The 24,855-nt window shown below is 42.5% G+C and carries 24 protein-coding genes; 11 read left to right on the forward strand and 13 right to left on the reverse strand.

The window, feature by feature from the left end:
• Window positions 1–36: 36 nt before the first annotated feature.
• Entirely contained in the window at window positions 37–1,503 is a 1,467-nt protein-coding gene (betB, locus tag ACFSKO_RS18990; RefSeq protein ID WP_380254621.1) for a betaine-aldehyde dehydrogenase, read from the forward strand.
• A gap of 65 nt (window positions 1,504–1,568) precedes the next feature.
• The gene (locus ACFSKO_RS18995; protein WP_380254623.1) at window positions 1,569–1,985 is read left to right on the forward strand and encodes an HIT domain-containing protein; all 417 of its coding nucleotides are present in this window, start codon (window positions 1,569–1,571) and stop codon (window positions 1,983–1,985) included.
• A 268-nt stretch (window positions 1,986–2,253) separates the two neighbouring features.
• Here the strand turns inward: ACFSKO_RS18995 and znuA are convergent, their stop codons facing one another.
• Entirely contained in the window at window positions 2,254–3,327 is a 1,074-nt protein-coding gene (znuA, locus tag ACFSKO_RS19000; RefSeq protein WP_380254625.1) for a zinc ABC transporter substrate-binding protein ZnuA, read from the reverse strand.
• Between the two features lie 128 nt (window positions 3,328–3,455).
• On the opposite strand from znuA, the gene ACFSKO_RS19005 reads away from it, so the two are divergent.
• The 3 genes from ACFSKO_RS19005 to ACFSKO_RS19015 are packed head-to-tail and all read left to right on the forward strand — an operon-like array spanning window position 3,456 to window position 5,704.
• The gene (locus ACFSKO_RS19005) at window positions 3,456–3,950 is read left to right on the forward strand and encodes a Fur family transcriptional regulator (RefSeq protein ID WP_380254627.1); all 495 of its coding nucleotides are present in this window, start codon (window positions 3,456–3,458) and stop codon (window positions 3,948–3,950) included.
• A gap of 54 nt (window positions 3,951–4,004) precedes the next feature.
• Entirely contained in the window at window positions 4,005–4,889 is an 885-nt protein-coding gene (locus tag ACFSKO_RS19010) for a metal ABC transporter ATP-binding protein (RefSeq protein ID WP_465262322.1), read from the forward strand.
• Complete coding sequence (locus ACFSKO_RS19015; RefSeq protein ID WP_380254629.1) at window positions 4,889–5,704, forward strand: iron chelate uptake ABC transporter family permease subunit; 816 nt, start codon at window positions 4,889–4,891, stop codon at window positions 5,702–5,704. Before ACFSKO_RS19010 ends, ACFSKO_RS19015 begins: the two co-directional genes overlap by 1 nt.
• Window positions 5,705–5,770: 66 nt before the next feature.
• Here the strand turns inward: ACFSKO_RS19015 and ACFSKO_RS19020 are convergent, their stop codons facing one another.
• The gene (locus ACFSKO_RS19020) at window positions 5,771–6,715 is read right to left on the reverse strand and encodes a LysR substrate-binding domain-containing protein (RefSeq protein WP_380254631.1); all 945 of its coding nucleotides are present in this window, start codon (window positions 6,713–6,715) and stop codon (window positions 5,771–5,773) included.
• A gap of 346 nt (window positions 6,716–7,061) precedes the next feature.
• Window positions 7,062–8,423, reverse strand: coding sequence for an aminotransferase-like domain-containing protein (locus ACFSKO_RS19025; protein WP_380254633.1), 1,362 nt, complete (start codon window positions 8,421–8,423; stop codon window positions 7,062–7,064).
• Window positions 8,424–8,589: 166 nt separating this feature from the next.
• Between ACFSKO_RS19025 and ACFSKO_RS19030 the strand changes: the two genes are divergently transcribed.
• A complete protein-coding gene (locus ACFSKO_RS19030; protein ID WP_380254635.1) occupies window positions 8,590–9,558 on the forward strand; it encodes a threonine dehydratase in 969 nt (322 codons plus the stop codon).
• A gap of 92 nt (window positions 9,559–9,650) precedes the next feature.
• Here the strand turns inward: ACFSKO_RS19030 and ACFSKO_RS19035 are convergent, their stop codons facing one another.
• The 9 genes from ACFSKO_RS19035 to ACFSKO_RS19075 all read right to left on the reverse strand — a co-directional run bounded on the left by ACFSKO_RS19035 (window position 9,651) and on the right by ACFSKO_RS19075 (window position 20,621).
• Complete coding sequence (locus ACFSKO_RS19035; RefSeq protein ID WP_380254637.1) at window positions 9,651–9,878, reverse strand: amphi-Trp domain-containing protein; 228 nt, start codon at window positions 9,876–9,878, stop codon at window positions 9,651–9,653.
• A 249-nt stretch (window positions 9,879–10,127) separates the two neighbouring features.
• Window positions 10,128–10,709 (reverse strand): GNAT family N-acetyltransferase, encoded by a 582-nt coding sequence (locus ACFSKO_RS19040; protein WP_380254639.1) that lies wholly within the window; start codon window positions 10,707–10,709, stop codon window positions 10,128–10,130.
• Window positions 10,710–10,919: 210 nt separating this feature from the next.
• The gene (locus ACFSKO_RS19045; protein ID WP_380254641.1) at window positions 10,920–11,369 is read right to left on the reverse strand and encodes a DMT family transporter; all 450 of its coding nucleotides are present in this window, start codon (window positions 11,367–11,369) and stop codon (window positions 10,920–10,922) included.
• 70 nt (window positions 11,370–11,439) lie between these two features.
• Complete coding sequence (locus ACFSKO_RS19050) at window positions 11,440–12,060, reverse strand: Crp/Fnr family transcriptional regulator (protein WP_380254643.1); 621 nt, start codon at window positions 12,058–12,060, stop codon at window positions 11,440–11,442.
• A gap of 82 nt (window positions 12,061–12,142) precedes the next feature.
• A complete protein-coding gene (locus ACFSKO_RS19055; protein WP_380254645.1) occupies window positions 12,143–12,844 on the reverse strand; it encodes a hypothetical protein in 702 nt (233 codons plus the stop codon).
• 565 nt (window positions 12,845–13,409) lie between these two features.
• Complete coding sequence (locus ACFSKO_RS19060) at window positions 13,410–16,343, reverse strand: CHASE domain-containing protein (RefSeq protein WP_380254647.1); 2,934 nt, start codon at window positions 16,341–16,343, stop codon at window positions 13,410–13,412.
• A gap of 384 nt (window positions 16,344–16,727) precedes the next feature.
• Window positions 16,728–18,161 (reverse strand): phosphonoacetaldehyde dehydrogenase, encoded by a 1,434-nt coding sequence (gene phnY / locus ACFSKO_RS19065; protein ID WP_380254649.1) that lies wholly within the window; start codon window positions 18,159–18,161, stop codon window positions 16,728–16,730.
• A gap of 24 nt (window positions 18,162–18,185) precedes the next feature.
• Window positions 18,186–19,436, reverse strand: a complete 1,251-nt coding sequence (phnA, locus tag ACFSKO_RS19070; RefSeq protein ID WP_380254651.1) for a phosphonoacetate hydrolase — start codon at window positions 19,434–19,436, stop codon at window positions 18,186–18,188.
• A gap of 30 nt (window positions 19,437–19,466) precedes the next feature.
• Window positions 19,467–20,621, reverse strand: a complete 1,155-nt coding sequence (locus ACFSKO_RS19075; RefSeq protein WP_380254653.1) for a 2-aminoethylphosphonate--pyruvate transaminase — start codon at window positions 20,619–20,621, stop codon at window positions 19,467–19,469.
• A gap of 196 nt (window positions 20,622–20,817) precedes the next feature.
• Here ACFSKO_RS19075 and ACFSKO_RS19080 point away from each other — a divergent pair, with 196 nt between their 5' ends.
• The 5 genes from ACFSKO_RS19080 (at window position 20,818) to ACFSKO_RS19100 (ending at window position 24,372) form a co-directional block, all read left to right on the forward strand.
• Complete coding sequence (locus ACFSKO_RS19080; protein WP_380254655.1) at window positions 20,818–21,696, forward strand: LysR substrate-binding domain-containing protein; 879 nt, start codon at window positions 20,818–20,820, stop codon at window positions 21,694–21,696.
• Between the two features lie 114 nt (window positions 21,697–21,810).
• The gene (locus ACFSKO_RS19085; protein WP_380254657.1) at window positions 21,811–22,608 is read left to right on the forward strand and encodes a substrate-binding periplasmic protein; all 798 of its coding nucleotides are present in this window, start codon (window positions 21,811–21,813) and stop codon (window positions 22,606–22,608) included.
• Window positions 22,609–22,849: 241 nt separating this feature from the next.
• Complete coding sequence (locus ACFSKO_RS19090; RefSeq protein WP_380254659.1) at window positions 22,850–23,140, forward strand: chorismate mutase; 291 nt, start codon at window positions 22,850–22,852, stop codon at window positions 23,138–23,140.
• Window positions 23,141–23,373: 233 nt separating this feature from the next.
• Entirely contained in the window at window positions 23,374–24,057 is a 684-nt protein-coding gene (locus ACFSKO_RS19095) for a cytochrome c oxidase subunit 3 family protein (protein ID WP_380254661.1), read from the forward strand.
• A 3-nt stretch (window positions 24,058–24,060) separates the two neighbouring features.
• A complete protein-coding gene (locus tag ACFSKO_RS19100; RefSeq protein ID WP_380254663.1) occupies window positions 24,061–24,372 on the forward strand; it encodes a cytochrome C oxidase subunit IV family protein in 312 nt (103 codons plus the stop codon).
• Between the two features lie 75 nt (window positions 24,373–24,447).
• On the opposite strand, the gene ACFSKO_RS19105 is transcribed toward ACFSKO_RS19100, so the two are convergent.
• Window positions 24,448–24,852, reverse strand: a complete 405-nt coding sequence (locus tag ACFSKO_RS19105) for a YchJ family protein (protein WP_380254665.1) — start codon at window positions 24,850–24,852, stop codon at window positions 24,448–24,450.
• Between the last annotated feature and the right edge of the window lie 3 nt (window positions 24,853–24,855).

The raw sequence follows: 24,855 nt of genomic DNA on the forward strand, positions 1-24,855 counted from the left end.
AAAACCAAACAAGATCTATACCAAGGACAAAAGACTATGGCCCAGCTTCCAATTCAAAAGCTTTACATCAATGGTCGTTATGTGGATGCCACATCAGGAGAAACCTTTGAAACAATCAACCCTGCGACAGGGGATGTTATTTGCGATGTCCAAATCGCCTCATCTCAGGACGTAGACAAAGCTGTCGAGGCTGCAAAAACCGGATTCAAAATTTGGTCAAAGATGAGCGGAACCGAGCGTAGTCGTATTCTGTTACGTGCCGTTGCTCTCTTGCGCGAACGCAATGATGAGTTGGCCATTTTGGAAGTGACCGACACCGGAAAACCTATGCAAGAAGCCAACTGCGTTGACATTGAATCTGGCGCAGAGTGCATTGAATATTTCGCAGGCCTTGCAGCCTCCATCAATGGAGAACACATCCAATTAGCAAATGGAAACTTTGCGTATACTCGCAAAGAACCTCTTGGGGTTTGCGCAGCTATTGGAGCTTGGAATTATCCCATACAAATCGCATGTTGGAAATCTGCCCCTGCCCTCGCCTGTGGCAACTCTGTGATCTACAAAGCATCGGAAGTTACGCCGTTAACTGCCTTGAAACTGGCAGAAATCTATACAGAAGCCGGTCTTCCTGCTGGCGTATTCAACGTCGTGTCTGGTCTCGGCCCCGTAGGTCAGATGCTTGCAGAACACGACGGTATCGAAAAAATTTCACTCACTGGGTCCGTGCCAACAGGGAAACGGGTGATGGAATCAGCATCGAAAACGTTAAAACATGTGACCTTGGAACTCGGTGGAAAATCTCCACTAATTGTTTTCAATGATGCCAATATAGACAACGCTGTATCCGCTGCCATGCTTGCAAATTTCTATACACAAGGTGAAATTTGCTCAAACGGTACCCGTGTTTTTGTACACAAAGACATCAAAGATGCTTTCTTGGAAAAGCTGATCGCGCGTACTTCTAAAATGGTCATCGGCAACCCAATGGATTTAGAAACTCATGTTGGTTCTCTCATCCACAAAGACCACATGAAAAAAGTTTTAAATTACATAGAGATCGGTAAAAAAGAAGGCGCAACACTTTCTTACGGCGGCAATCAGGTAACGGTTGAAGGTTTTGAAAATGGCTGTTTTGTCGAACCTGCAATTTTCACTGATGTAAAAGCCGATATGCGTATTGCAAACGAAGAGATTTTCGGAGCCGTGATGTCCGTTATCACTTTCGATAACGAAGATGAAGTTGTCGCTGCAGCCAACGATACACAATTTGGTCTTGCAGCAGGTGTCTTCACACAAGACATCAACAGGGCGCACCGCGTGATAGAAAATCTTGAAGCTGGAACGTGCTGGATCAACAATTACAACATCACACCGATTGAAATGCCTTTTGGCGGTTACAAGCAATCAGGTATTGGCCGGGAAAATGGCACTGTTGCGATTAATCACTTCACTCAAATTAAATCCGTGTATGTAGAAATGGGCGATGTTGACTGCCCATATTAATTATATTCCCTAATTTTTGAAATACAGTTCCTATCGCCCTTAACCGTTACGGAAGCAGTTTAACGATGACTTTTGCTCTTCATGAACGCCTTGAAGCTGACACCCTCTTCATCACAGATCTAGCTCACAGTCGAGTACTTTTGATGAATGACAGCCAATACCCTTGGCTTATCTTGGTGCCGCGTTATCAAGGGTTACGAGATTTACACGACCTATCGCCCAACAAATTGGCGGAAGTTATGGAGGAAGTACGAAAGGTTTCTGAAGTACTGGTTCAGGATTTCAGGGCTTACAAGGTTAACGTTGCTGCGTTGGGGAACATGGTACCCCAACTGCACATACACGTCGTTGCCCGATTTGAAAATGATCCCGCTTGGCCTGGCCCCATTTGGGGTGTGCATCCAGCCATTCCTTACAACAAGGAAGAATGCACAAAACTCAGAGTTTCACTTGAAGCCGCGATCGGGAGTGGGATACATTAACCTGAGAAAAATTGCCTCCCTGAGCTAAGCTCAAGATTATTTCTCTCAGGCTCCTGCCTTACCATATCCCACAAGACCGATTGCGGCTTCCTTTTTCGTCTTATTCATATCTGTTAGCAGGTAGTTCCCATGCCTGCTAACACGAATACACGAATACACGACACGAATAAGGACGAAGCCCCATCTATAGTCATTGATTCAATAAAAAAGATCGCGCAAAGCCCGCGATTCTCCCTCTGAGCGACAATACAACTGTTTTTTCTTCTCTTTAGTCAGATAAACATGTTTCGATAGACAGACTTAAAGCACTCAGCAAACCAGTATAAGCATCTTTACCCATCCCCAAGTGTGAGCCCATTGGGTCAAGTTCCGCTTTTTTAATTGGCAATCCTTCGGCAAGAACGTTCACAATTGCGGGCTTGAATTGCGGCTCGCTAAAGATACAAACAGCTCCACTTTGTTTAATCTGCTCTCTTAAATCTGTAATGCGTTTTGCGCCAGGTTTTCGCTCTGGATTAATGGTCACAGCTCCAATTGAGTTGAGGGAAAATTCTTTCTCAAAATATTGATAAGCATCATGAAAAACTAAATAAGGTTTATCTTTCACTTCGCTTAATTGTGTCGTGATATCCTGTTTTAACATCCCTAAAGAAGCTAACGTCAAATCTACATTGTCTTGATAGGCCTGTGCATTACTGGGATCCATTTTCGAGAGTTCTGCTCCGACTTTTTGAACGATTTTTCTTGAGTTTTCTATAGAGAGCCATACATGTGGATCAAATTTACCATGATCGTGCCCCTCATGCTCATGGGCATTTTCTGAACTATGAGTATCATCATGATCATGATCATGTTCTGGGCCATGGTCATGTTCTGGGCCATGGTCGTCGTGGCTTTCATGATCGTCAGTTGCCCAAGAGCCCTCCGTACGGTTCTCCAACAAAGTCACCCCCTCTAGATCCATCAACTCCAATACTATTGTCTGTTGGGATTTTTGACTGAGAGGTTTTTCAAGAAATGTCTCCAAACTTTCCCCAACCCAAACCACTAAATCCGCCTTATTCAATGCACGCACCTGTGAAGGTCTCAGGCTGTACCCATGTGGGGAAGCGCCCTGATCAACAAGAAGGTCTGCATCACCAACACCATTCATCACCGATTGAACGAGGGAGTGTATCGGCAAAATAGATACAACTACGTTTGGGGTATCAGCACTAGAAGGTGTTGCAAGAAACGCACCTCCGGCTAACACAGAGCAAACACTCAGTATTGTTTTCTTAAACCGATATCTACGCTGATACACACGTGATTTTACGCACAGATTTTTTAGGAGGTTATTCATTGTCTTCACCGGTAATTTATCTTTGAGAATATCACAAGCATTGACCCTCAAAGTAGGGTTATATAGAAATTTCATTATTGTTATGTTATAACATTTACATCTTTGTCAAGGCAAGATATGAATACCGTATGAAAAATTTCGATACAGTCTCACTCTCTTTTTGTGGCGGATCTCATGATCATGGCCGTTGTGTTAAAACTGCACTTAGTGCCGCTGAAGAGCTCTGCCGATCAAAAAGCGTTCGCCTTACCGATGCCCGCAAACGCATATTGGAATTAGTTTGGGATAGTCATCACCCGGTTGGGGCCTATGACATACTATCAAAACTATCCCTTGAGAGTGGTAAAACTGCGCCGCCCACGGTATATCGCGCTTTGGATTTCCTACTTGAACAAGGTTTGATCCACCGTATTGAATCCCTTAACGCTTATGTAGGTTGTGCCCACCCTACAGAAGAGCACGCGGGTCTATTTCTTATTTGCAATAGCTGCGGATGTGCGGCTGAAGTTCATGACCAAACCATTGACCAAACCATTTTGGCAAAAGCATCAAACCTTGGCTTCGCACCCGAACAACGCACTCTTGAGGTCAGAGGTATTTGCCCGGATTGTCAAAGCACGTAATTGCTTTAACAATCAACAATTAGACTTTTGCGAACGAAAGAACCGAAATCTCTGATGGTCACGGAAAAAACAGTTATCTCACACGAAACTCCAAACACTTCCAAAGTGCCTGAATCCATTGAATGCGGATGCGGCCATGATCATTCCGATCCCCCCTCAATGAGTGGGGAACCATTAATACAGGCCTGCGACTTAACCATTAAATTTGGTGGTCGTACTGCCATTCGCGATGTAAATCTTACTGTACATAAAAAAGAAATCGTTACGCTGATTGGTCCGAATGGCGCAGGAAAATCTACTCTTCTCCGTGCATTACTACAGGCGATAAAACCAACATCAGGAGAGGTCTGGCGACGTCACGGACTTATTATTGGCTACGTGCCGCAAAAACTGAACATCGACCCGATTATGCCCATGACAGTTGAGCGGTTTCTTTCCATACCTGAACGTAGGCCGCTTGATGAACGCAAAGAAGCTCTTGCGAACGTCGGCGCATCACACACCCTCAATCAATCTGTACAAAGCCTCTCTGGTGGTGAATTTCAACGCGTTTTACTTGCCCGTGCAATTTTACGAAAACCAGACCTCCTGGTTTTGGACGAACCTGTTCAAGGTGTCGATTTTCAGGGCCAAACAGAACTGTACAAGTTGATATCCAGACTAAAAGATCAAGCAGGATTTGGTATTCTCATGGTCTCTCATGACCTCCATATCGTTATGGCAGAAACCGATCGCGTCGTGTGCATTAACGGCCATGTATGCTGTTCCGGTGCGCCAACCCAAGTGAGTGACAGTCCTGAATATCTAGCTCTATTTGGCGGCCAGACCAAACCTGGCCTCGCAGTTTATCATCACTTGCATGACCATATCCATGACATTGGCCACCAGCATGGCCCCGACTGTGCCCACCCAAACCCATCAAATAGCGATCAAGTATAATGATATTCGAAGATTTTTTCCTCCGCGCGATCGTGGCTGGTGTCGGTGTCGCTATAATTGCGGGCCCCTTGGGTTGCTTTGTCGTTTGGCGAAGAATGGCTTATTTTGGAGACACTCTTGCACACTCAGCCTTGCTTGGCGTGGCCTTGGGGCTCTTACTTGGCTTTAACTTAACCGTTGGAATTATTGCAACGGCAATTATGATTGCCTTGCTGGTAACCTTATTCCAACATCAAAAGCGCCTCGCCAGCGATACACTTTTAGGTATTATGGCACATTCCAGCCTTGCTATAAGTTTAGTTGTTCTTGGCCTGCTACAGGGATTTCGGGTCGATTTACTCTCATACCTCTTTGGGGATGTTCTCGCCGTCACTTTGGAAGATATATACTGGATTTATGGCGGCGGCCTTATCGCCATGATCTTGCTTGCCTGGATTTGGAAAGACTTACTGGCTTTAACCCTACACGAAGAACTTGCACGCGCAGAAGGTATCAATGTCACCCTTGTGCAAACCCTTTTTATGGTAACAGTCGCTATTGTCATCGCCATCGCCATGAAGGTTGTTGGCGTACTCCTGATCACTTCATTATTGATCATACCAGCAGCAGCAGCACGGCGATTTTCAACAACGCCCGAACAAATGGCTGTTATTGCCTCAATAATCGGCAGTCTATCGGTCGCGGGAGGTTTACTGGGCAGTTTACAATGGGATACACCATCCGGACCTTCCATCGTCGTCGCCCAAGTCACACTATTCCTGGGAGGCTTATTGTTCGGGGGCCTCTTGAACAATATAATGAAAAGGACATCCTAACTTGCGGTAAATCCCCCTAAGCAGGATCAAGAATGATTTAAGGTATCGATTAGAGAGGGAAAGTATTTAAAGAATAACATCCCCCCGTTCACGACGCTTCTGTTTTGCAACCTCTTCTCGCGCATAGTGCTCTTTAACTTCCTCTAAAACCCAATCACGAAACTTTCGAATCTTGGGATGATTGCGCCGTGCTTTAGGATAAACCAGCCAATACCCAAAATCATCACAGCAAACCCTTTCAAAGGGCTGAATTAGGCGTCCAGAATTTAGAGCCTCTCGATAAAAAACTGGGGTCAGAACAGCAACACCCTGCCCTGCTTCCGCAGCCTTTGCTTCAAGTATCTGCGTTCCCATCCGGTTTCGTGGTCGACAATTCAGTTCATCAGAGGGCGTTTCCATCGCATCAAACCAAATTTTCCACCACGGATCACCAGGATCGATAAAAGGCAATTTAAAAAGATCGCTCGGTTGCTTAATTCCCCCAACTGAATCCGCCAATTCAGGACTGAGCATGGGAGAAAATTCGGCAGGTATGAGCAAGTGCTTTTCAAGTCCTGGCCAATCACCTTTTCCAGCTCGAATTGCAAGATCAAATTCTTCCCGGGCAAAGTCAATAATGTACGATGCGGTATCAAGACGGACAGCAAGATCTTCGTACTTAATTTGAAACTTTCCTATGCGTTCAGCCAAAAAACACACCGCAAAGGTACTCACCGTTGTAATCGACAACATTCCCTGGGTACTGTCTTCTGCAATAGAAAACGCTTCGCGCAATATCTCGAACGCCTCACTTACCGCTGGCGCCAACCTCTCCCCGGTTTCAGTAAGACTGACTTGACGCGGACGACGCAAAAATAAGGGTGCACCAACCCGCTCTTCCAATATTTTAATTTGATAGCTTACAGCCGCCTGTGTCATGCCCAATTCGTTTGAAGCACGGGTAAAACTGCAATGCCTTGCCGCAGCTTCAAAAACACGCAGCGAAGAAAGTGGGGGTAATTTTTTCGACATAATGCATAAAATCTCCTTATGCATAGTAATCATATTTTAGTTGGAAAACCAAAGTGAAAAATCGCAAATTAGGTTTATCGAACAAACAACCCTATTGAGGGAATATGAAAATGATTATGGCAAACACTTCTTGTAAATCACACTATAACTCAACCACGCGTAAAAATGAATTGAGTTTGAAATTCTTATATTTTTCTTTAAAATCAATAATTAAAAGAAAGCAAAAAAAGCATACAATCAAGTTCCATGACTTACACTATTTACCGGATCATCTAAAAACAGATCTTGGGATATGGGATACACGCACACCCAAATAATTATAAATCGGCTTCACATAAATTATGACTTATGCATCGTATAAAAACGCATCAGCACATCCAATAATTTTATCCAACGCCTGACTTAAAACTGCACAACTTTTTGGTGCCGTTAAACAAATCCTGATCCGACCTGTTTCTTTCCTCCCGGCGGCGAAGAAACTATCTGGAACCACCTCAACGCCGTTGGCTCGTAGCTTTCTCGTTGTCTCGGCCGAAGCTCCTGAGGTCAACAACCAGAGATGTGGACAAGGTGTGCGTTTCCAACACACCGCCCCTAGCCCTCTCAATCTCGATTGGGCCAGGTTCCACCGCCTTTCAACTTCGTGCCTTTGCCAGTCAGCCCTAGCAAAGGCACGCCCTTCTTCTATCCATAAGCAGGCAAGTTCAATCATAAAAGGACTCATTGCCCAATGTGTGGCGTGAACTTCAGCCCGGATAGGAGCAATCCAACGTTCAGCACCACTAACAAAGCCAAACCGTAATCCAGGTGACACTGCTTTAGACAAACTGCTTAAAAGGACCGTATTATTGGGTAAATCAATTGCCAATGGGGGCATCCCGCTCAACGCACCATAAACATCATCCTCAATCACAAGAAGATCATTCTCTTTTATAATTTTGGCAATCGCCTTACGCCTTTGTTCCAACATAACAGTACCCGTTGGGTTTTGAAGATTAGGCACAAGGACAGCAATTTTTGCCCCACTGGCATTGATAGCAGCGTACAAAGCCTCGGGCAGGATCCCTTCTTCATCACAAGATACCCCGTGTAGTCGTAACCTTAGCTGGCGCGCAATAGCTTTCATTCCAGGAAAAGTGTACTCCTCAACTAATACTGTCGCCCCTGGACCACACAAAGCTAATAACGTTGCAAAAAGTGCTTGTTGGGCTCCGGCACAAGGAACAATTTCTCTAGGTTCAACTTCACACCCACGCCAAGACAACCAATGACTGCTCGCCACTTGAGCTCTCATTAACACCTCAGGAGAATGATAGGAAAAGGCATTCAACCCAATTCCCTTTTCCAGACCTTCCCCCAATAGAATTTGAGAGCACTCATCATCAGGGAAATCTGCAGGTAAATTTGTCGAAAGATCAATCATGGTTTTGGGAGATTTTTTCTTTAAAGCAAAAAGCTCTGCTTCTCGGCTGCTTGCAAGAACAAAAGTTCCCCGTCCAACTTCACCACCAATAAGATGTCGCCTTGTTGCTTCTTTATAGGCCTGAGTAACCGTGCTCAGGTTCATTTTCAGATCCCATGCTAAATCTCGATGAGTAGGAAGTTGCTCTCCGGGTCGTAACTCCCCCTTTCGAATTGCCGTAGCTATCGCATCCACTACGGCAAGGTACTTTATTTTGACCTCTGGATTAAGTTCAGGTTTCCACACGGTAATGCCCCTACAAACCGATTACATTGTATCCCACACAATATTATTATTGAGCCATACAATCAAATTGTTAAAGTCATCTAACAAATCAATAGAAACCTCCCTCTTCAAACAAGAAACCTCTCAAAGAGGTATTTGCGAGAGACTTTGAGAAAACGAGATCAAAATGTTTACAAAAGAGCAAATCGAAAGCGCGGCTCAGTATATCTATCAATATATGGCGGCGACACCACAATACAGTTGGCCCCAGATCAACAAACGGGTGGGTTGTTCTGTTATCGTCAAGCATGAAAATCACTCCCCAACTGGAGCTTTTAAAGCCCGAGGTGGTCTAATTTTTGCCAATTGGTTACGTGAAAACCACCCTGATGTTGAAGGGATCATCACTGCAACAAGAGGTAATCACGGCCAAGCCCAAGCCTTTGCAACCACAATGGCAGGAATTAAATCGGTTATCGTCGTTCCCCGGGGAAACTCTATTGAAAAAAATAATGCCATGCGATCATTCGGTGCTGAATTAATTGAACATGGCGATGATTTTAACGAAGCTCTACTCGAAGTATCTAAACTAGCCAAAGAACGGAACCTTTTTGTGGTTCCGCCCTTCCATCCACAAATTATGCTAGGGGTCGCAACTTACGGGCTTGAACTTCTCACTTCAGCACCAGACTTGGATCGGATCTATGTTCCCATCGGATGTGGATCAGGTATTTGTGGGACAATAACAGCACGGAACGCTCTCGGCCTTAAAACTGGGATAATTGGCGTTGTATCCAGACAATTCTCAGCTGTAAAAAAATCGTTTGAATCCGGCACAATCGTCGGAACGGGCCCATCTTATTCCTTTGCAGATGGCATGGCTGTTCGCGTACCTATACCAGAAGCCTATAAAATTTATGCCAAAGGTGCCGAACGCATTATCGATGTAAGTGATGATGAGATTGCCGAAGCAACACGCATATATTTTAAAGACACTCATAATGCTGCCGAAGGAGCAGGAGCTGCTTCGCTTGCAGCGGCCTTAAAAGATCGCGACCAACTTAAGGGAAAAAAAGTAGGCGTTATCTTAACTGGCGGCAATATCGACACCGACATGTTTCAACAAATTCTCGCAGGAAAAACACCAACCGGTTGATGATATCAAAAGAGGCTTCCTATTTAGAAGGAAGCCTCTTTTATTTGAGACTAAATATAATTCACGATCTCAGGCAAACACTGCGGACAATGTTATTTTTCCGTGTCCCACTTGATCTGAAATTCAATCTCTTCTTCACCATCACCGCGTTCATGTTCAATGTTGTAGATTGCCCGCACTGGGACGTAGATGCGCTCGCCTGCGATCTGGATTTCAAAGCTTTTGTTTTGTTCCAAGGAATCAGCAAGGCGACGCAACTTTGCAATGAAATCTTCTATGGGATAGGTTTTTTCAATATCTCTTTCGGGCTTATTTACCATATTCGTAACCTCAGCATTTGTTGTAAAATTGCAGAATAATCTTTACCGTACCAACCATATGAGGCAAGCGCTACGAACAGCTTTACCCAAAAAAACATCTTCAAACTTAGTAAAATCTCTTAATCAGGTAGTCACGGAAAAAACAATATTTTAAGCAGATATTCACGCCTATTGAGAAGTGCAAGAGAGTAATAATATTAAATATAAAGTATTTGTAAATCTCACTTTTCCACCAGTTATTTACGTTTTCTATGTCCAAATATAATTCACGATTTCAAATTGAGTTTTAAATCCCCAATATTCATATAATGGCTTTCCAAGTTCTGAAGCTTGAAGGGTAATGTATTTGATCCTCTTAACCTTGGTGTCGTGTATGATTTTTTGCATCATCTTTCCTGCAACGCCTTGTCGACGAAAATGAGGCTCCACCGTAAACATGTGTACCCCAAGAACCCAACCATCATCATAAAGAAGCGCTGTTCCAACCGCCTGCCCCTCGCGGCTAACCAATAACAACTCCACTCCCGTTTTGCCTATCAGTTTATATATAACCGGATTATAAATATCATATCCAAATGACCTTGATGCAATATCACACCAGATATCGACTTGTTCTGAAGTTGTTATTTTTTCAAAATCCAAATCACTTTCAGGTAGATAATCTCTCTGGGAAACATCGAGAAACATGGCGGATTGGTTAAATTTTTTCTCGAAACCCAAAGTCAAAAGTTCTGAAGAGAAAATATCGTCTGCTTTTGCCCAAAGTGGTATAATAATAGGCTTCATATCAGAATGCACACGAGTGATTAAACTTACAAAACCATCATCCAATAATTTGTTAACCGTGCCAGTATTTTGAACGTCTTCCCATGCCAGCCAAACTCTGTTTGGCCAGTTTAGCGTAAAATTAAGGCCCCTTGTTCCAATAAAAGAATAGCTTTTGCTCTCCATTATTCTCCATAAATTGGTTAAATTATCAATGTTAGCCCTATGTAGATCCATGACTTGCTCACTAAGTTTAAAATATCTTTTACCTGTCGTTTATGGCCTATTAATTAAATAAACTCCGATAAGTAGAGCACATACCCCCAGAGCTTTGTCTCCAGTAATTGACACGACGGGAAGTTGCAACCAACCAAAGTGACTGGCAAGAACCGCAAAAATAAGTTGCCCTGTGAGACCAATAGAAACCATAGGTCCCGCACCCATTTTTGGTATCAACCAATAAAAACAGGCAATCCCGAAAGCACTTAATATTCCACCTGAGAACCAAAGATATACTGGTACACTTCGTACGGCTTCAGCTTCAGGCAATCGACGCACCAATACGACAATAGCTAGGCTGATAAAAATCAAACTGCTAAAAAAAGCCACTGCCGTTGCATAAATAGGGTTTTTTAAAACTTGTCCCAGCTGAGCATTCAAAACCGCTTGAGCAGCTATTGCAATCCCAGAGATAAAAGCAAGAAGAGGTAAAGCTAAATAAGTCATGGCACAGAATTATCGAACCTGTGCAATTTCTTCATTTACATATGTTGATAGAAAGAACTATTTGTATTTTTTAAGCGGAACGCAAAGCTTTGCGAATTCGGCTCAGTTGAGTCGGTGTCACGCCAATATGTGAAGCAACGTGATATTGAGATAGACGCTCCTCTAGTCCAGGGTTTAATCTTTGAAAGGTAAGATACCTTTCCGTAGCATTGTCCTGCACCAAAGCGACCTCACGTTTCTCCTTATCCAAAATCCAATTCTTTTCCAAATAAAGAATATGAAACCACTTTAGATCCTCATGTAATTTCAACAGCTCTCGGTAAGCGCCAAAATCAATTTCAAGAAGGTGACTATCTTCCAACGACTGAATGGAAAAATCAGACGGCTTCTTACTCAACAGGGCAACCATTGAGCCTGGAAAAGAATTCTCGATGAAAAAATTTTTACAATATTCGTTTCCATCGAGATCAAAGACGAAGGCCCTAAACAGCCCCGAACAAACGAAACCAAAAGACGTTGTTACTTCTCCTGCCTTAACAAACGAAGTTCCCCTAGTATAAGACTTAGAGGACGTAATATTTTTCAGTTCAGACCACGTTTGTTCAGATAACTGGCAGTAGCCTTCAATGGCGTTACGCATCAGAGAAAAACCATGCTCAAAACAAACGCTACCTTTTGACCAGTTATCCATGAAAAAATAAAATTCTAATGTCCGTAATTACAGGTAGTGGAAAGGAATAAATTGAAAAATCATTTCCATTTATGGTGATATTCTAATTTATGATATCTTTAAAAACTTTGGATTCACTTAAGGAAAATGGTGTGTTTTTACGAAGATAATCAGAAAATAACTTCATGAAAGGTGAGAACTCAGCGCCCAAATAATGATATAGAGGGGCCCTCATAATACTCTCTCCCTGATCAGGTGCTATTATGAATTTTCCTTCTGAAACATTGTGTAATACAGAAAAATCCGAAGACACAAAAGATCCAATCTCACCCTTATTGTAAGCCTCATACACGTCTTCAACGGTTTTAAAAAGCTTTCCTCTACGTCTTTCCATATACTTTTCATGCCATACAATTCCTAGTGTATAACCCGTTGGCAGACTATCTCGCAGAGTATGATTAGGATGTAACCAAAGAGACCCTGAATGTTGAAAAAGTGGAATTTCCGAACGTACAAAATTACGGGTATACCGTGGTTCAGCAATCGCCAAACGATACATTTCGCCATCGACAGTATGATTATTAAAAGAGGCGATACCTCTGCGCCCAGGTAATCTTTCGATTAAAATATCACACCCCAAGTCACTGTATACAGATTGCAAGGTTTCAAGATTTTGCTCTGCCAAAATACTGTCCCCAATAATCGCAATTGATTTAGGGCACACCACTTCCGCCAGAGATTGACTGGTGAGTAAAAGACTACAAAAAAAGAACACAACCCTGAATAAAGGGTTAAGCAGTTTCATTTATTAAACCTTGATACCCTCATATGCTCGACGATTAAGATGTTATGACAAACGTCCTTAAATATTTGTTATTATTTTTTTCATTGTTCATAAAATAATAGAAAAACAACGATATAAGAATTTAAAAATTTGTGATTTCTTATCTGAATAAAGAAAAATGGGCTGTAGCATTTGCTACAGCCCAAGTTTAGCTAACCTGACACAAACACCTAAAATGTCAAGCCGCCTTCCAATTTCTGTAATACCTCAATTCACCCTATTAAGGCAACGGGTAAGTTATTTATTTGTTAGAATAAGTTCCAGAATAAAAGTTAAAGAATATTTGTCCGTTAACTCTTACTTCACTCTTCAAAATTCAGAGTAATTACAGTCTAATTTTTGAGTTTTACTGAAAACTACTCAATATAAAGCATTTAATTTAACGAAAGCGGTAGTTAAAAATAATATTCTAAAGTAACCACAATATAGTAAATCATAATTAGTTACCAAGTAGGTCAAAAAACAACCCTTCCGTACTTTTAAAAGTATTACAATAATGATTCTCTAAATTGGTTTTGAATATTGGTTATGGAGCTTCAATACGGCGATGAATTTCAATTCCCATAACCTTGTTGATAGCATCAACGAGCTCTACACGATCAATAGGTTTGGCAACACAGGCATCCATTCCCGCATCGCTATATTCACCTTGATGTTCTGTCATTGCATCTGCGGTTAAGGCAATAATAGGAACAGATGATTTCTTCCCTTTAAGTTGCCGAATAGCTCGGGTTGCATCCGGACCACTCATCTCCGGCATCCGAACATCCATCAGGATTAAATCAAAGTCTTTGTTCGTTATCGCCTCCAAGGCTTCACGGCCATTCCACGTAAGTTCAACTTTGTGTCCTAACGCCTCCATCGTAAATTCAATAATACGTTGGTTTATTTTGTTATCTTCAGCAATCAAGACGTTAAGAGGACGTATTGTTTCGTGATCAACAACAGTTTTCTTAGCAGGAGAACTCTGGATAGTCTTTTTCGCGGGAACGTAAGGCAGCGTAAACCAGAAAGTACTTCCTTCACCTAATTTACTTTCAACACCAATTCTTCCGCCCATCAACTCAATTAAACGTTTGCAAATCGCAAGGCCCAATCCCGTCCCTTCATATTTTCTGGAAATCGAAGCATCCGCCTGAGAGAATTCTGTAAATAATTTAGGGACACCCTCCGCACTAATACCAATTCCAGTATCCTCGACTGAGATTTTAAACTCTTGTTGATCTCTGACAGATTTAACTAAACTGCCCTGGACAATCAGGTGCCCCTCTTGCGTAAATTTAAAAGCATTGCCAATCAAATTAAGTAAAACTTGTCTAATTCTGGTGGAATCTGAGTTTACGAATTCAGGAAAATCATCAGAAAGATTAAGCTCAACTTTTAACTGCGTGTCTCGCCCCATTTTTTCATCAAAAAGTGCTAGGACTTCCGTGACAAGCTCTTTCAATGAAAAATCAATGTGCTCCACATCCAATTTTCCAGCATCAAGCTTAGAAATATCCAGAATATCATTAAGCACGCGCAATAAAGACTTCGTGCAATCTTTTATCTTAGATACTTTTTCATGGCTTTCGTCATCCAACTCATCTTCAAGAAGCATATCTGCATAACCAATAACACCTGTCATTGGTGTTCGAATTTCATGGCTCATTGTCGCTAAAAATTCAGACTTGGTCTTATTCGCATTTTCAGCTTCTTTTGTTGCCGTTATGAGAGCTTGTTCGGCCACTTTTCTATCCGCAATTTCAGTAAGAAGCTCCCTGGTGCGCTCGTCAACCGTGGCCTCCAATTCCAAGTGCCTCCCTGTGCCCAAAAGAGCAAGAAATCCAATGAGAGAGGTAATAATTAAGCCTGGCACCAAAACTTCCCAACCGCTTTTTTGTAAGCGCTGCTTTAAGAAGTCGTCCAAAGCATGTACCTGTAATTCCCACTTCCGGCCCGGTACATTAACAACATGAGTCCAATTGGAATCAGCTTGTATTTTAGGAACTGACAGGTTTTTATTTTCTGTATTGTAACTTTTTACTGAAGATCGAAATAACAGTCTCTTGCTCTGTTCCGCTGTCATATCTAGGAGTTGAAGCTCCACTCCCTTGCTCTCCACCGCTGGGAAAAGAGATTTTATTATAACCTCAATATCGATTACCCCTGTATGGTAACCCTGAATAGCCTGTCTTCTATCTTTAACAGTATCAACAGAGCTTCCGGCCAAGTAGTGCGGCCTAAAAATGAGAACACCATACTTGTTCGCATCGTCTTCCTGGACAAGTGTAATACGTCCCGTAGTGACAGCTTCACCCAAGTCCCGTGCAAGGTTAAGAGCCTCCCTTCGTACAGGGTTTGACATGACATCAAATCCGAGAACCTTGAAGTTTTCTCGCAAAGGTTCAATCATCATCACCGAGACATACTCTGCTCGGTTAGACGCAGAGGAAAGCTGCCCTTTGTTATCCCGATCCTTAATTATCAAATTTGGGCCATAAGATTGTTGTAAAGAGGCCTCTCTTGCGGGTCTCTCATCATGAGAAAATCTTGCATTCCAAGAAATTGCTTTCAATGCTGGAAATTCGATCAAAGGAACGTTTGTAAATGTTTTGAACTGTTCTGGCGTAACCTTTCCAATGGCATGGAAAGTCCCTTCTTGAGCAGCCAAAACACTTAAATAGCCTCTTAACGTAAGATTTAGCTCCTTGGCCATGTCGTTGGAAACGGCTTCTAGCTCAAGAAGAACATTGGTTTTATCCAAGGCCCTGACGTACCCATAAGCCGTAATCGTCAGCCCAAATGTTACGATTAATACTGTCGTCACAGGGCCACGTCGATTAACCCACTCTTGTGTGCGATCAAAACGCCACACCAAGATCATTGGGGTAAAAATGAAGACCCCAAGGGTATCCCCTCCCCACCAAGTGACCGCAGTTGACACCCAGCTCTCGACATCCACAACGCCCGTAAAAACAAGAACACTAGAACCAATTATTGCATTCAAAATACAGGCAATTGGCCCCGCCAGTACAAAAAAACGAATAATTTTTCCTGGAGATGTTAATGGATTTGGATAATTACCAAATCGGTGAACCAAGTACCCTCCACCTACAGCTTGGAGTGCGGCTCCACTAGCAATACCAACGGCAACCAAGAAAGAAAGAAAAGATACGTCTGCAAGAAACTCTAGTGAATTTACAGAAAGTATGTTCGCACAGAAGCTTCCAATAAATACACCCGGCCAGACCCGATAACCAAAAATGAGAATCGCGGCAAGAGCGATACCTGAAGGCGGCCAAATTGCTGTGGCATACCCTGTTTCAATGGCCCAACTTAAACCAACCCATCCAGTCACGCCGTAAACGCTGCCCAAGAGGAAAATTAAAAATACGTTGGATATGTTTCCCGTATACAGGCCTTTTCCCTCCGGTGGTAAGTCCGAACCAGAGCTTGTCGCACTGTTTTCTATCGGCATGCGATTGTCAGTGATAACAGCTCCCTTGAGGAAAAGTTGTGCGATTTATTAATTAAGTAAAGAGTATAATATCCAAACAAAACTTAATAAATGATTAGAAATCAGATTTTGAATTTTAAAAAATCAACCAATAATTGAGAATTTTTTGATACTACGTGGTCCTTTCGACTTACTCATTGCCCTAAAAACATAAGATTTAAGGCTATAGTCGAGCAAATCTATTTTAAACCCACAAAAAAAAGGGAGAGCAAATGCTCTCCCCATAGTAAATTTGTCAGACCGTTTATGGTCTTCCATTTATACTTCGGACCACAACCAAACCAAATTCCTGATTATGGGACAAACCTTTCAGCAAGGTACTTCTATTATTTTAAATACTTCAGCTTAAAGCCAAGGTAGAGAGTAGGTTTTGACATTAGTATAACTCTTCATAGCTTCAATAACGCCCTCTTTGTACCCAAGACCGGAATCTTTGATGCCACCAAATGGAGACATCTCAATACGATACCCCGGAACTTCCCAGACATTCACTGTTCCAGTGCGAAGCTCTTTAATGAAACGCTGAATGTACTTAAAGTTGTCAGTACATACACCAGAAGATAAACCAAAGGCCGTCGAGTTAGAAACGCGAATAGCATCGTCAATATCTTTGATCCGGATGATCGGGATAACTGGACCAAATGTTTCTTCTCGAACCAATTCACAATCATATGGCACATGATCGAGAACAGTTGGAGGATACAACGCACCGACACGGTTGTTCCCGTATAGTAGCTGTGCACCAACTTCTTTTGCATCATTAACACGGCGCTCAAACATTTGCGCAGAAGCCTCGTCGATTACACAGCCGAGATCCGTTTCAGGATCCATAGGATCTCCGTACTTGATCTTCTGTGCCTTTTCGAGAACCAGCTTTGTAAAAGCATCAGCAACTTCTTCAACAACCAAAATTCGCTTAACGGCTGTACAGCGTTGCCCTGAGTTTTTGGTTGCACCTGAAACAGCCAACTCAGCAGCCTTATCAAGATCAGCATCTTCCATTACGATAAGCGGAGCATTACCACCTAATTCTAGGACAGTACGGCGATAACCTGCATTTTCAGCAATATACTTTCCAACAGGTACACCACCGGTGAAGGTCACCAGTTCGATGTTTTCATTTCTGATAAACTCATTACCGAGATCTTCTGGCAAGCCTGTGATAATAGACAGCATCTCTTTAGGCAAACCTGCCTCATATATAATGTCAGCCAAAATTAAAGCAGTCAGAGGTGTTTTTTCAGTTGGCTTACAAACGATACAATTGTTTGTCGCAATTGCGGGCGCAATCTTATGGGAAATCATGTTCAAAGGGTGATTGAACGGTGTAATTGCAGAAATTGCTTTGAGAGGCTCACGCTCGGTAAAAATTTTACGGGATTTACCGTGTGGTGTGATATCACAAGAGAAAATCTCACCATCGTCAAGAATACACATCTGGCCAGCCAGTGTGTAAACGTCGTAAGCACGGCCCACTTCGTATAATGAGTCTTTCTTACAGAGACCAGATTCAGCCGTAATAACATCTGAAATCTCGTCTTTACGTTCATTCAGAATTTCTGCCACACGGAAGAGTATTTGTTGACGCTCATAACGTGTCAGTTTTGATTCGTAATTTGCTGCAATTTCAAAAGCTTCTTTGGCATGTGCAGCAGTACCACGAGGAACTGTTCCAACCACTTCATTGGTGTAGGGATAGTGGACTTCGATACGACCTTCGGTATCAACCAGTTTACCGGCGATACGCATTGGCTCATGGCCAACAATCTTTACAGACATTTTGGTTATCCTCTTTAAAGCCAATTACTCAGCGTAGTTTACAGAGCAATAGAAAGCGTCAAAGTTACGAAGACGCATATCGGATGGAATCCCTGGCATTGGACGGTTACTGATGAAAGGTACTTTCTGCTCGGTAATACCACCATGTGTACGCAACGGGCGATCAAGAGCTGAAAGATCATGACGATCTTCAGACGTACCAAGAGCCAAGTGACGCTCAGAGATGATAATAATGTCACCCATACGATCTTCTGGTAGTTCCAGCATGGCACAACCAGCAGGGCCAGATATCGCAAGCTCGACACCATCAACCTGCGAAAGACGCTTAACAGCATCATCAACGCTTTCACCTTTTGGAAGGTAAGCTGTCGCAAAAGAACCCAGGGCACCATGATGTACAACATACGGATCGGTAATTGGAAGAATGACGCGGGCAGCGTCCTTACCGTACCATTCATCGAGAAGATCCTGAAGGTATAGTACGTTTGGCTTACCTTCAGCGTCGTGTTTTGGGTTCATTCCATGGTCAGCTGTCAATGTTAGAACAGCACCCATTTCATCCAGTTGTGCCCAGTATTTATCCATCATTTCGTAGAAGGCCAGTGCGCCTTCTTCTTCTGGTGCATACTTGTGTTGAATAAAGTCCGTCGTCGATAGATACATAATTTCTGGACGAACTGTTTCCATCAACTTCACACCAGCTGCAAAAACAAATTCAGATAGATCGGCGCTATACACGGATGGTACGGGCATCCCAACGAACTCATTGACGTTTTCAATGCCGTTATCTTCCATGTTCGCCAGGTCCGATTTCTCAGCAGAGAAGCAAATTGCATTGCCTTTACTATAATCCAGACCGTGACCAAGAAGAAGGCGGAGTTTGTCTTTCGCAGTTACGACAGCAACCTTGGCACCTGCATCCTGAAAGGAAGAGAAAATAGTTTTAGCGCGATAATAACTTGGCGCATTCATCAATTCTTCTTCACCAGTTTCCTGATTATAGAAATAGTTACCACAAATACCGTGATAACGTGGTGGACACCCACTCACGATAGAAAGGTTATTTGGATTGGTAAAACTCGGAACCACTGATTCAGCAATTAAATTGGTGTTCGTGTTACCACTAAGTAGGCTCTTAAGCCATGGCATACGCCCAGCTTTCATTGCCACTTCCATGTAATCAGGTTCACTACCATCAACACAAACAACGACAATTGGACGATCAGATCTTTTATACAAGCGGCCGTTGGCCTGAACAAGTTTACCAGTACTCATAGGATATCTCCTGAATTCATAATTACCGTTTTAGGCAGCAGCCGAGGCGCAGTTTGTAACGCCCATTTCATTAAGTGTTTCTTTGATCACAACGAGAGCATCACGAATATCATCATTCCCCATCCGGCCAATACAACCAACGCGGAACGAGTCTGCGACTGTAAGTTTTCCTGGATAGATAAGATAACCACGCTCTGCTAGGCGATCATAGAAGTCTTGAAAATCAAACTTTGGATCAGTTGGCTTGTGGAAGGTCACAATGATTGGAGCTTGCAAATGATCAGGCAACAAAGTTTGAAAACCAAGAGCGCGCATGCCATCTACTAAAATTTTACAGTTTGATGCATACCGACCACCACGACCATCAACACCGCCCTCTTCCTCAAACTCACGAATGGCTTGATCGAAAGCGACGATACAATGTGTCGGAGGTGTAAACCGCCACTGATCGGTTTTTTCCATCTGAACCCATTGATCATAAAGATCAAGAACTAAAGAAGGCGCGTTCCCTTCGGCTTTCTCAAGAGCAGAACGACGGATAAGGACAAAGCCCATACCCGGCACGCCTTCCAGACACTTGTTGGAAGAAGCGGCGACTGCATCATACCGAATTTTCGTAGAATCAACAGGTAAAGCACCAAACGCAGACATAGAATCAATCAGTAAAGAACGCCCGTGCTTTTCAACAATTTCAGCAACACCAGCAATTGGATTAAGTACACCAGATGTTGTTTCACAGTGGATCACGGCAACATGCGTGATATCTTTGTCTTCATTTAGCTTTGCATCCAAATCAGAAATGCTGACAGGCTGATCTTCCGGGTATTCCATGATCTCGTTTGCACGATTATAGTACTTACAGATCTTAGCCATACGGTGACCATAGGCGCCATTAACAAGGATCAGTAATTTACCATCCCGTGGAACCAATGTTCCCAGCATTGCTTCAACTGAAAAAGTACCGCTGCCCTGTAGAGGAACACAAACGAAATCATCCTGACCATTGATGATGTTCAACAAACTACTGCGAACTCGGCGGTTAATTTCAATAAACTTCTTATCACGTGATCCGAAATCATGAAGCATAGCTTCTTTTGTCGTTACAGAGGTTGTCAGTGGACCCGGCGTTAAAAGCCATGGATCACCTGACGGGGAAGTAGCGACAGCAGACGTCTTATCAGACATTAAGGATCTCCTCATTTGACCCGAAGACAAAGATCGGAAAAGATAAATACTCAACCGTCTTATTAAAAAAAATCAGTTCGTATTCACAGTCAAACTTAATAATTCATGATTGTGTTTTGAACTACTTGCTCTATATGCCGCGAATCTCTATCATAAATCAAATCGATACTTTATATATTACAAATTGGTTTAATCAATGAATCATGCTCAGATCCGTGCATTCCATGCTGTCGCCAACGAAGGAAGTTTTACCAAAGCAGCTGATGTCCTTAATGTTACGCAACCAACTCTGTCTGGTCAGGTCGCAGCATTAGAGGAAACCTACGGTGTAAAGCTCTTCGAAAGAAGAGGGCGCGGTATAGAAATAACGGAGATTGGGCGACGACTTCATGCTGTTACTCTGCGCCAATTTGCCGTAGAACTCGAAGCAGAACAGGTCTTACTTTCGGCACGAGGCCTGATGTCTGGGCAACTCCGTGTTGCCGCCGACGCTCCCTACCATGTCGTTCCTCTGCTCGCGACATTTAGTCGACTCTATCCAGGAATTAACTTTTCGATGAGTTTTGGGAATTCTCAGCAAGTTCTTCAAGGTTTATTTGAACGTAAGTCTGATGTTGTTGTCATGCCAAACATTCAAGAAGATAGACGTATTCACGCAGCACCTTTGAAACGCGAACCTCTAATTGTCTTTGTCGACCGCAATCACCCTTGGTCTGCAAGAAGAAGCATCAGTATTACGGAACTTCCGCACCACCGCGTCATCTTGAGAGAAAAAGGCTCTGTTACTCGAAAAATTTTTGAAAATGCTTTGGAAAGTGCCGGCGTTAAACTTGGAGAAATTCTTGAAGTTGGGAGCCGGGAAGCCGTACGAGAAGCCGTTGCTTCCGGTCTTGGAATTGGTGTCGTCTTTGAAAGTGAATTTGGGAATGATACAAGGTTACATGGCCTAACAGTGCGCGACGTCCAGCTTGAAGGCCTTGAGTATGTGGCCTGCCTCAAAGACAAGAAAGATTCACCAGTTATTCGAGCTTTCTTTGACCAAATACAGAGCTTAACAGCTACGAGTAACTCATAACGTTTGGTACGATAAGCACAATTGATCAATGATCCACGACTTGGTTATAGAGCCATTATATGTTAATCTATCTGTCTTATTACGCCCCCTTAATTAAGGTGAGAAGGTAATAGCATGACGCACCATATCCAAAAAATAATTACCTTATTCACTCTTATTATTGCCCTATATTTCCTCCCCTTCTCCAGTAGTTATACCGATGATCAATGTAAGGTTTTTTCTGGTAACGGGATCAATAATTGGTACCCTTTTTCTTACCGTGATATCGATGGAAAATTAACAGGGATCGTTGTTGACGGTGCGCATGAGGCCTTAAAACGTATTGGTTTATCAATCGAAATAGCTCCAGACAAACCTTGGAAACGCATCATGTATGACCTGGAGCAAGGCAAAGTTGATATGGTTTTAGGTGCTTATTGGAATAGTGAACGTGCTGAAACATACTACTATTCTGAGCAATTGGGCACAGATGAATTGCGTGTATTCGTTAAAGAAGAGAAGCAGTTCCCTCTAAATTCGAGCGAAGATCTTATCGGTCGATCAGGCATGATAATCCTAGGCGGATCATTAGGTGACGAATTTGACAGCTTTGCGAAAAAGCACCTTAATTTTATAGAGGTTCCTCAAAGTGATACGATTGTCTTGATGCTTCAAAATGGCCGAGCGGATTATGGAATTCTTGGATATGTTGAAGGTCTTCTTCATGTGCAAGACCTTAACTTAAAGGGAAAAATTGTTCCACTTGATCTACCCATTTTATCTAATTCTATGCATGTACTGATAAATAAAAATGCAAAGTGTGCTCATAAAATACAAGCCATGAACCTCGCAATTATCGATATGCAAAATGATGGCACTTTGGATAAAATTATTTCTTATCACCTAAGCCAGATATCTAAACGTCCCAACTAGACATCATCCACTACCCTAATTGGTCAAACCTTTCGTTTTTTTAATAATCTTTGGCCCTTGCGATTATTCTTATTTTACTCGACGTTCTCACCTATTTATAAGAAGCTATATTTGTTTCAAGCTAGTTTGAAGTCGATTCAAAATTCAGCAAACAAAATACGCGATGAGGCACAAAATGAAAAAACACACCCGTTGTTGAATAGACGTTGATCAACAGGCGTTGGAGAGGGAAAATAAACTAATGAGCGAAGACGTTAAAGCAAAACTAATTGAGTACCGTGATAGTATTGATAACATTGATGCTGCACTTATCTATATGCTATCCGAACGCTTTAAGGTCACAGAGAAAGTTGGTTTATTTAAAAAAGAATACGACCTTCCACCCGCTGATCCACGAAGAGAACAAAAACAAATTTCCCGTCTTCGAGATCTCGCCAAGTCAGCAAAGCTCGACCCTGATTTTTCAGAGAAATTCATCAACTTTGTCATAGATGAAGTCATTCGTAATCACGAAAAAATACGCAAGGGCTAGCCCACGCAGACGCGCTCAATTTTGTGACCTACACAATACCAGACAGACTTGGTGCTGTTCGCTTTAGATTGGATCTATCCCTACCAACTCTCTAACAAGTAAACCTTTAGTTTTTCTAATATTAATACAAACTCCCTCAAGGATACTGCACTCCTTGAGGCATTATGTCATATTGCCTACCTACTCTCTTTGCGAAAGGATCAAACATCCAAAAAGAGAACCTAGGCAATCTCATGCATCCACCCGACAAAGATAGTGATTTCTACGAAATATATTTAAAAGAGATCCAAGGCAGCTCCAATCCAGCAAACAGGGAACAGCCACCCCTCACAAATTCCGACCAAATCACTGATCGACAGGAAAGTGATCAAAGTGCCTGGGGCCCTCTGGATGCGCTTCCAGGTAATCCCATGATGTGGATATTGATCATTAGCGAATTGATGGTCTTTGGTCTCTTACTTGCTGGATATTGCGTAAAATTTTTAGAAAATCCAGAGCTTTTCATTAACTCCCAAGCTCAACTCAATCGCCTGATTGGTGGCCTCAACACTCTTACCCTCATCACCAGCGGTTTATTCGCTGCCTTAGCAAACGAGGCAAGCAAGGATAATAAAGCTTTTTTGTCTCGCGTTTTCTTATCACTGACCGCAGCCCTTGGGTTGGTTTTTCTCGTCTTGAAATTTTACGAATACAGCGAAAAGGCCGCTTTGGAAATCTCAATAGAAACCAACAGCTTTTATACCCTATTTTATCTCATGACAGGCTTTCATGCCGCACATGTAATTTTTGGGTTACTACTTCTTGGGTTGGTCAGTTGTTACAACAGGCGAGAAAATATTCAAACAGCCTGTGCCTTTTGGCACATGGTAGATCTCATTTGGTTGATCCTATATCCCATTCTCTATTTGGTAAGGTAATCCATGCAACTCATATTTAACAAAAAACAAACACCCATATTTCGTCTTTTAATTACCTGGGTTCTAATGTCGTGTTTAACGATAATCAGTATGCTCAGTGGCGAGGTATTTGAAACAGGTGAAGTAGTGGTATCAATTGGCTTTATTTCTGTTGCGATACTAATGCTAACAACCCTATTCAAATGCCGTCTGCTTTTACTTGATTTTTTAGAGCTCCGTCACGTTGCCCCACAATGGCGCCGTGGATTTTCTTTCGCAATTCTTCTCATCATCGTAATGGTTTTGGCCACTTATGCTTTAGCATTTGGGGTTTGATTCCATCTCTGCCAAAACATTTCGAAAAGAACAGTTCAAGGTCGAGATTTTCTCTTAAAACAGACACTTTGACGTTTATTCTGGCAAAGCCTTGACGTAATACCATCGTTTAGATTTTTGACGGAAAAGGCTTTTTTCACGCTGCTCATTAACAATTCCACCAATCACAGAACGGGCAATAAAAAGGACGATGCCCTCCTTATCTTTTTTTGTTCCCTGGCATGTTTCCACAATATCAAGCCCTAACCAACGGCTATCTTTTGCGCGTAAAAGAGTACCAAGTTCGTCAAAATCTGTTTGGTATCTTGGCCATAGTGTTTCCTTGAGATACGCAATCTCTTCCTCAACATAGGCGCAGTACCGTGACCGCATAAGCTGTTCAGCCGTTTCTGGATACTCATTACCAACAATAAATATTTCACAACAATTGCTATAAGCTTGCCCAGAATTACACGGGCAAGGTTTGTTATCAGGTGTCATCTT

The sequence above is a fragment of the Kiloniella antarctica genome, from assembly GCF_042682825.1.
In the GTDB taxonomy this organism is placed as follows: domain Bacteria; phylum Pseudomonadota; class Alphaproteobacteria; order Kiloniellales; family Kiloniellaceae; genus Kiloniella; species Kiloniella antarctica.

What these genes read in the sequence shown, in the direction of transcription:
- betB (WP_380254621.1), top strand. Translation starts at nt 37, where the DNA reads ATGGCCCAGCTTCCAATTCAAAAGCTTTACATCAATGGTCGTTATGTG.
- ACFSKO_RS18995 (WP_380254623.1), top strand. Translation starts at nt 1,569, where the DNA reads ATGACTTTTGCTCTTCATGAACGCCTTGAAGCTGACACCCTCTTCATC.
- znuA (WP_380254625.1), bottom strand. Translation starts at nt 3,327, where the DNA reads ATGAATAACCTCCTAAAAAATCTGTGCGTAAAATCACGTGTGTATCAG.
- ACFSKO_RS19005 (WP_380254627.1), top strand. Translation starts at nt 3,456, where the DNA reads ATGAAAAATTTCGATACAGTCTCACTCTCTTTTTGTGGCGGATCTCAT.
- ACFSKO_RS19010 (WP_465262322.1), top strand. Translation starts at nt 4,005, where the DNA reads ATGGTCACGGAAAAAACAGTTATCTCACACGAAACTCCAAACACTTCC.
- ACFSKO_RS19015 (WP_380254629.1), top strand. Translation starts at nt 4,889, where the DNA reads ATGATATTCGAAGATTTTTTCCTCCGCGCGATCGTGGCTGGTGTCGGT.
- ACFSKO_RS19020 (WP_380254631.1), bottom strand. Translation starts at nt 6,715, where the DNA reads ATGTCGAAAAAATTACCCCCACTTTCTTCGCTGCGTGTTTTTGAAGCT.
- ACFSKO_RS19030 (WP_380254635.1), top strand. Translation starts at nt 8,590, where the DNA reads ATGTTTACAAAAGAGCAAATCGAAAGCGCGGCTCAGTATATCTATCAA.
- ACFSKO_RS19035 (WP_380254637.1), bottom strand. Translation starts at nt 9,878, where the DNA reads ATGGTAAATAAGCCCGAAAGAGATATTGAAAAAACCTATCCCATAGAA.
- ACFSKO_RS19045 (WP_380254641.1), bottom strand. Translation starts at nt 11,369, where the DNA reads ATGACTTATTTAGCTTTACCTCTTCTTGCTTTTATCTCTGGGATTGCA.
- ACFSKO_RS19050 (WP_380254643.1), bottom strand. Translation starts at nt 12,060, where the DNA reads ATGGATAACTGGTCAAAAGGTAGCGTTTGTTTTGAGCATGGTTTTTCT.
- ACFSKO_RS19055 (WP_380254645.1), bottom strand. Translation starts at nt 12,844, where the DNA reads ATGAAACTGCTTAACCCTTTATTCAGGGTTGTGTTCTTTTTTTGTAGT.
- ACFSKO_RS19060 (WP_380254647.1), bottom strand. Translation starts at nt 16,343, where the DNA reads ATGCCGATAGAAAACAGTGCGACAAGCTCTGGTTCGGACTTACCACCG.
- phnY (WP_380254649.1), bottom strand. Translation starts at nt 18,161, where the DNA reads ATGTCTGTAAAGATTGTTGGCCATGAGCCAATGCGTATCGCCGGTAAA.
- phnA (WP_380254651.1), bottom strand. Translation starts at nt 19,436, where the DNA reads ATGAGTACTGGTAAACTTGTTCAGGCCAACGGCCGCTTGTATAAAAGA.
- ACFSKO_RS19075 (WP_380254653.1), bottom strand. Translation starts at nt 20,621, where the DNA reads ATGTCTGATAAGACGTCTGCTGTCGCTACTTCCCCGTCAGGTGATCCA.
- ACFSKO_RS19080 (WP_380254655.1), top strand. Translation starts at nt 20,818, where the DNA reads ATGAATCATGCTCAGATCCGTGCATTCCATGCTGTCGCCAACGAAGGA.
- ACFSKO_RS19085 (WP_380254657.1), top strand. Translation starts at nt 21,811, where the DNA reads ATGACGCACCATATCCAAAAAATAATTACCTTATTCACTCTTATTATT.
- ACFSKO_RS19090 (WP_380254659.1), top strand. Translation starts at nt 22,850, where the DNA reads ATGAGCGAAGACGTTAAAGCAAAACTAATTGAGTACCGTGATAGTATT.
- ACFSKO_RS19095 (WP_380254661.1), top strand. Translation starts at nt 23,374, where the DNA reads ATGCATCCACCCGACAAAGATAGTGATTTCTACGAAATATATTTAAAA.
- ACFSKO_RS19100 (WP_380254663.1), top strand. Translation starts at nt 24,061, where the DNA reads ATGCAACTCATATTTAACAAAAAACAAACACCCATATTTCGTCTTTTA.
- ACFSKO_RS19105 (WP_380254665.1), bottom strand. Translation starts at nt 24,852, where the DNA reads ATGACACCTGATAACAAACCTTGCCCGTGTAATTCTGGGCAAGCTTAT.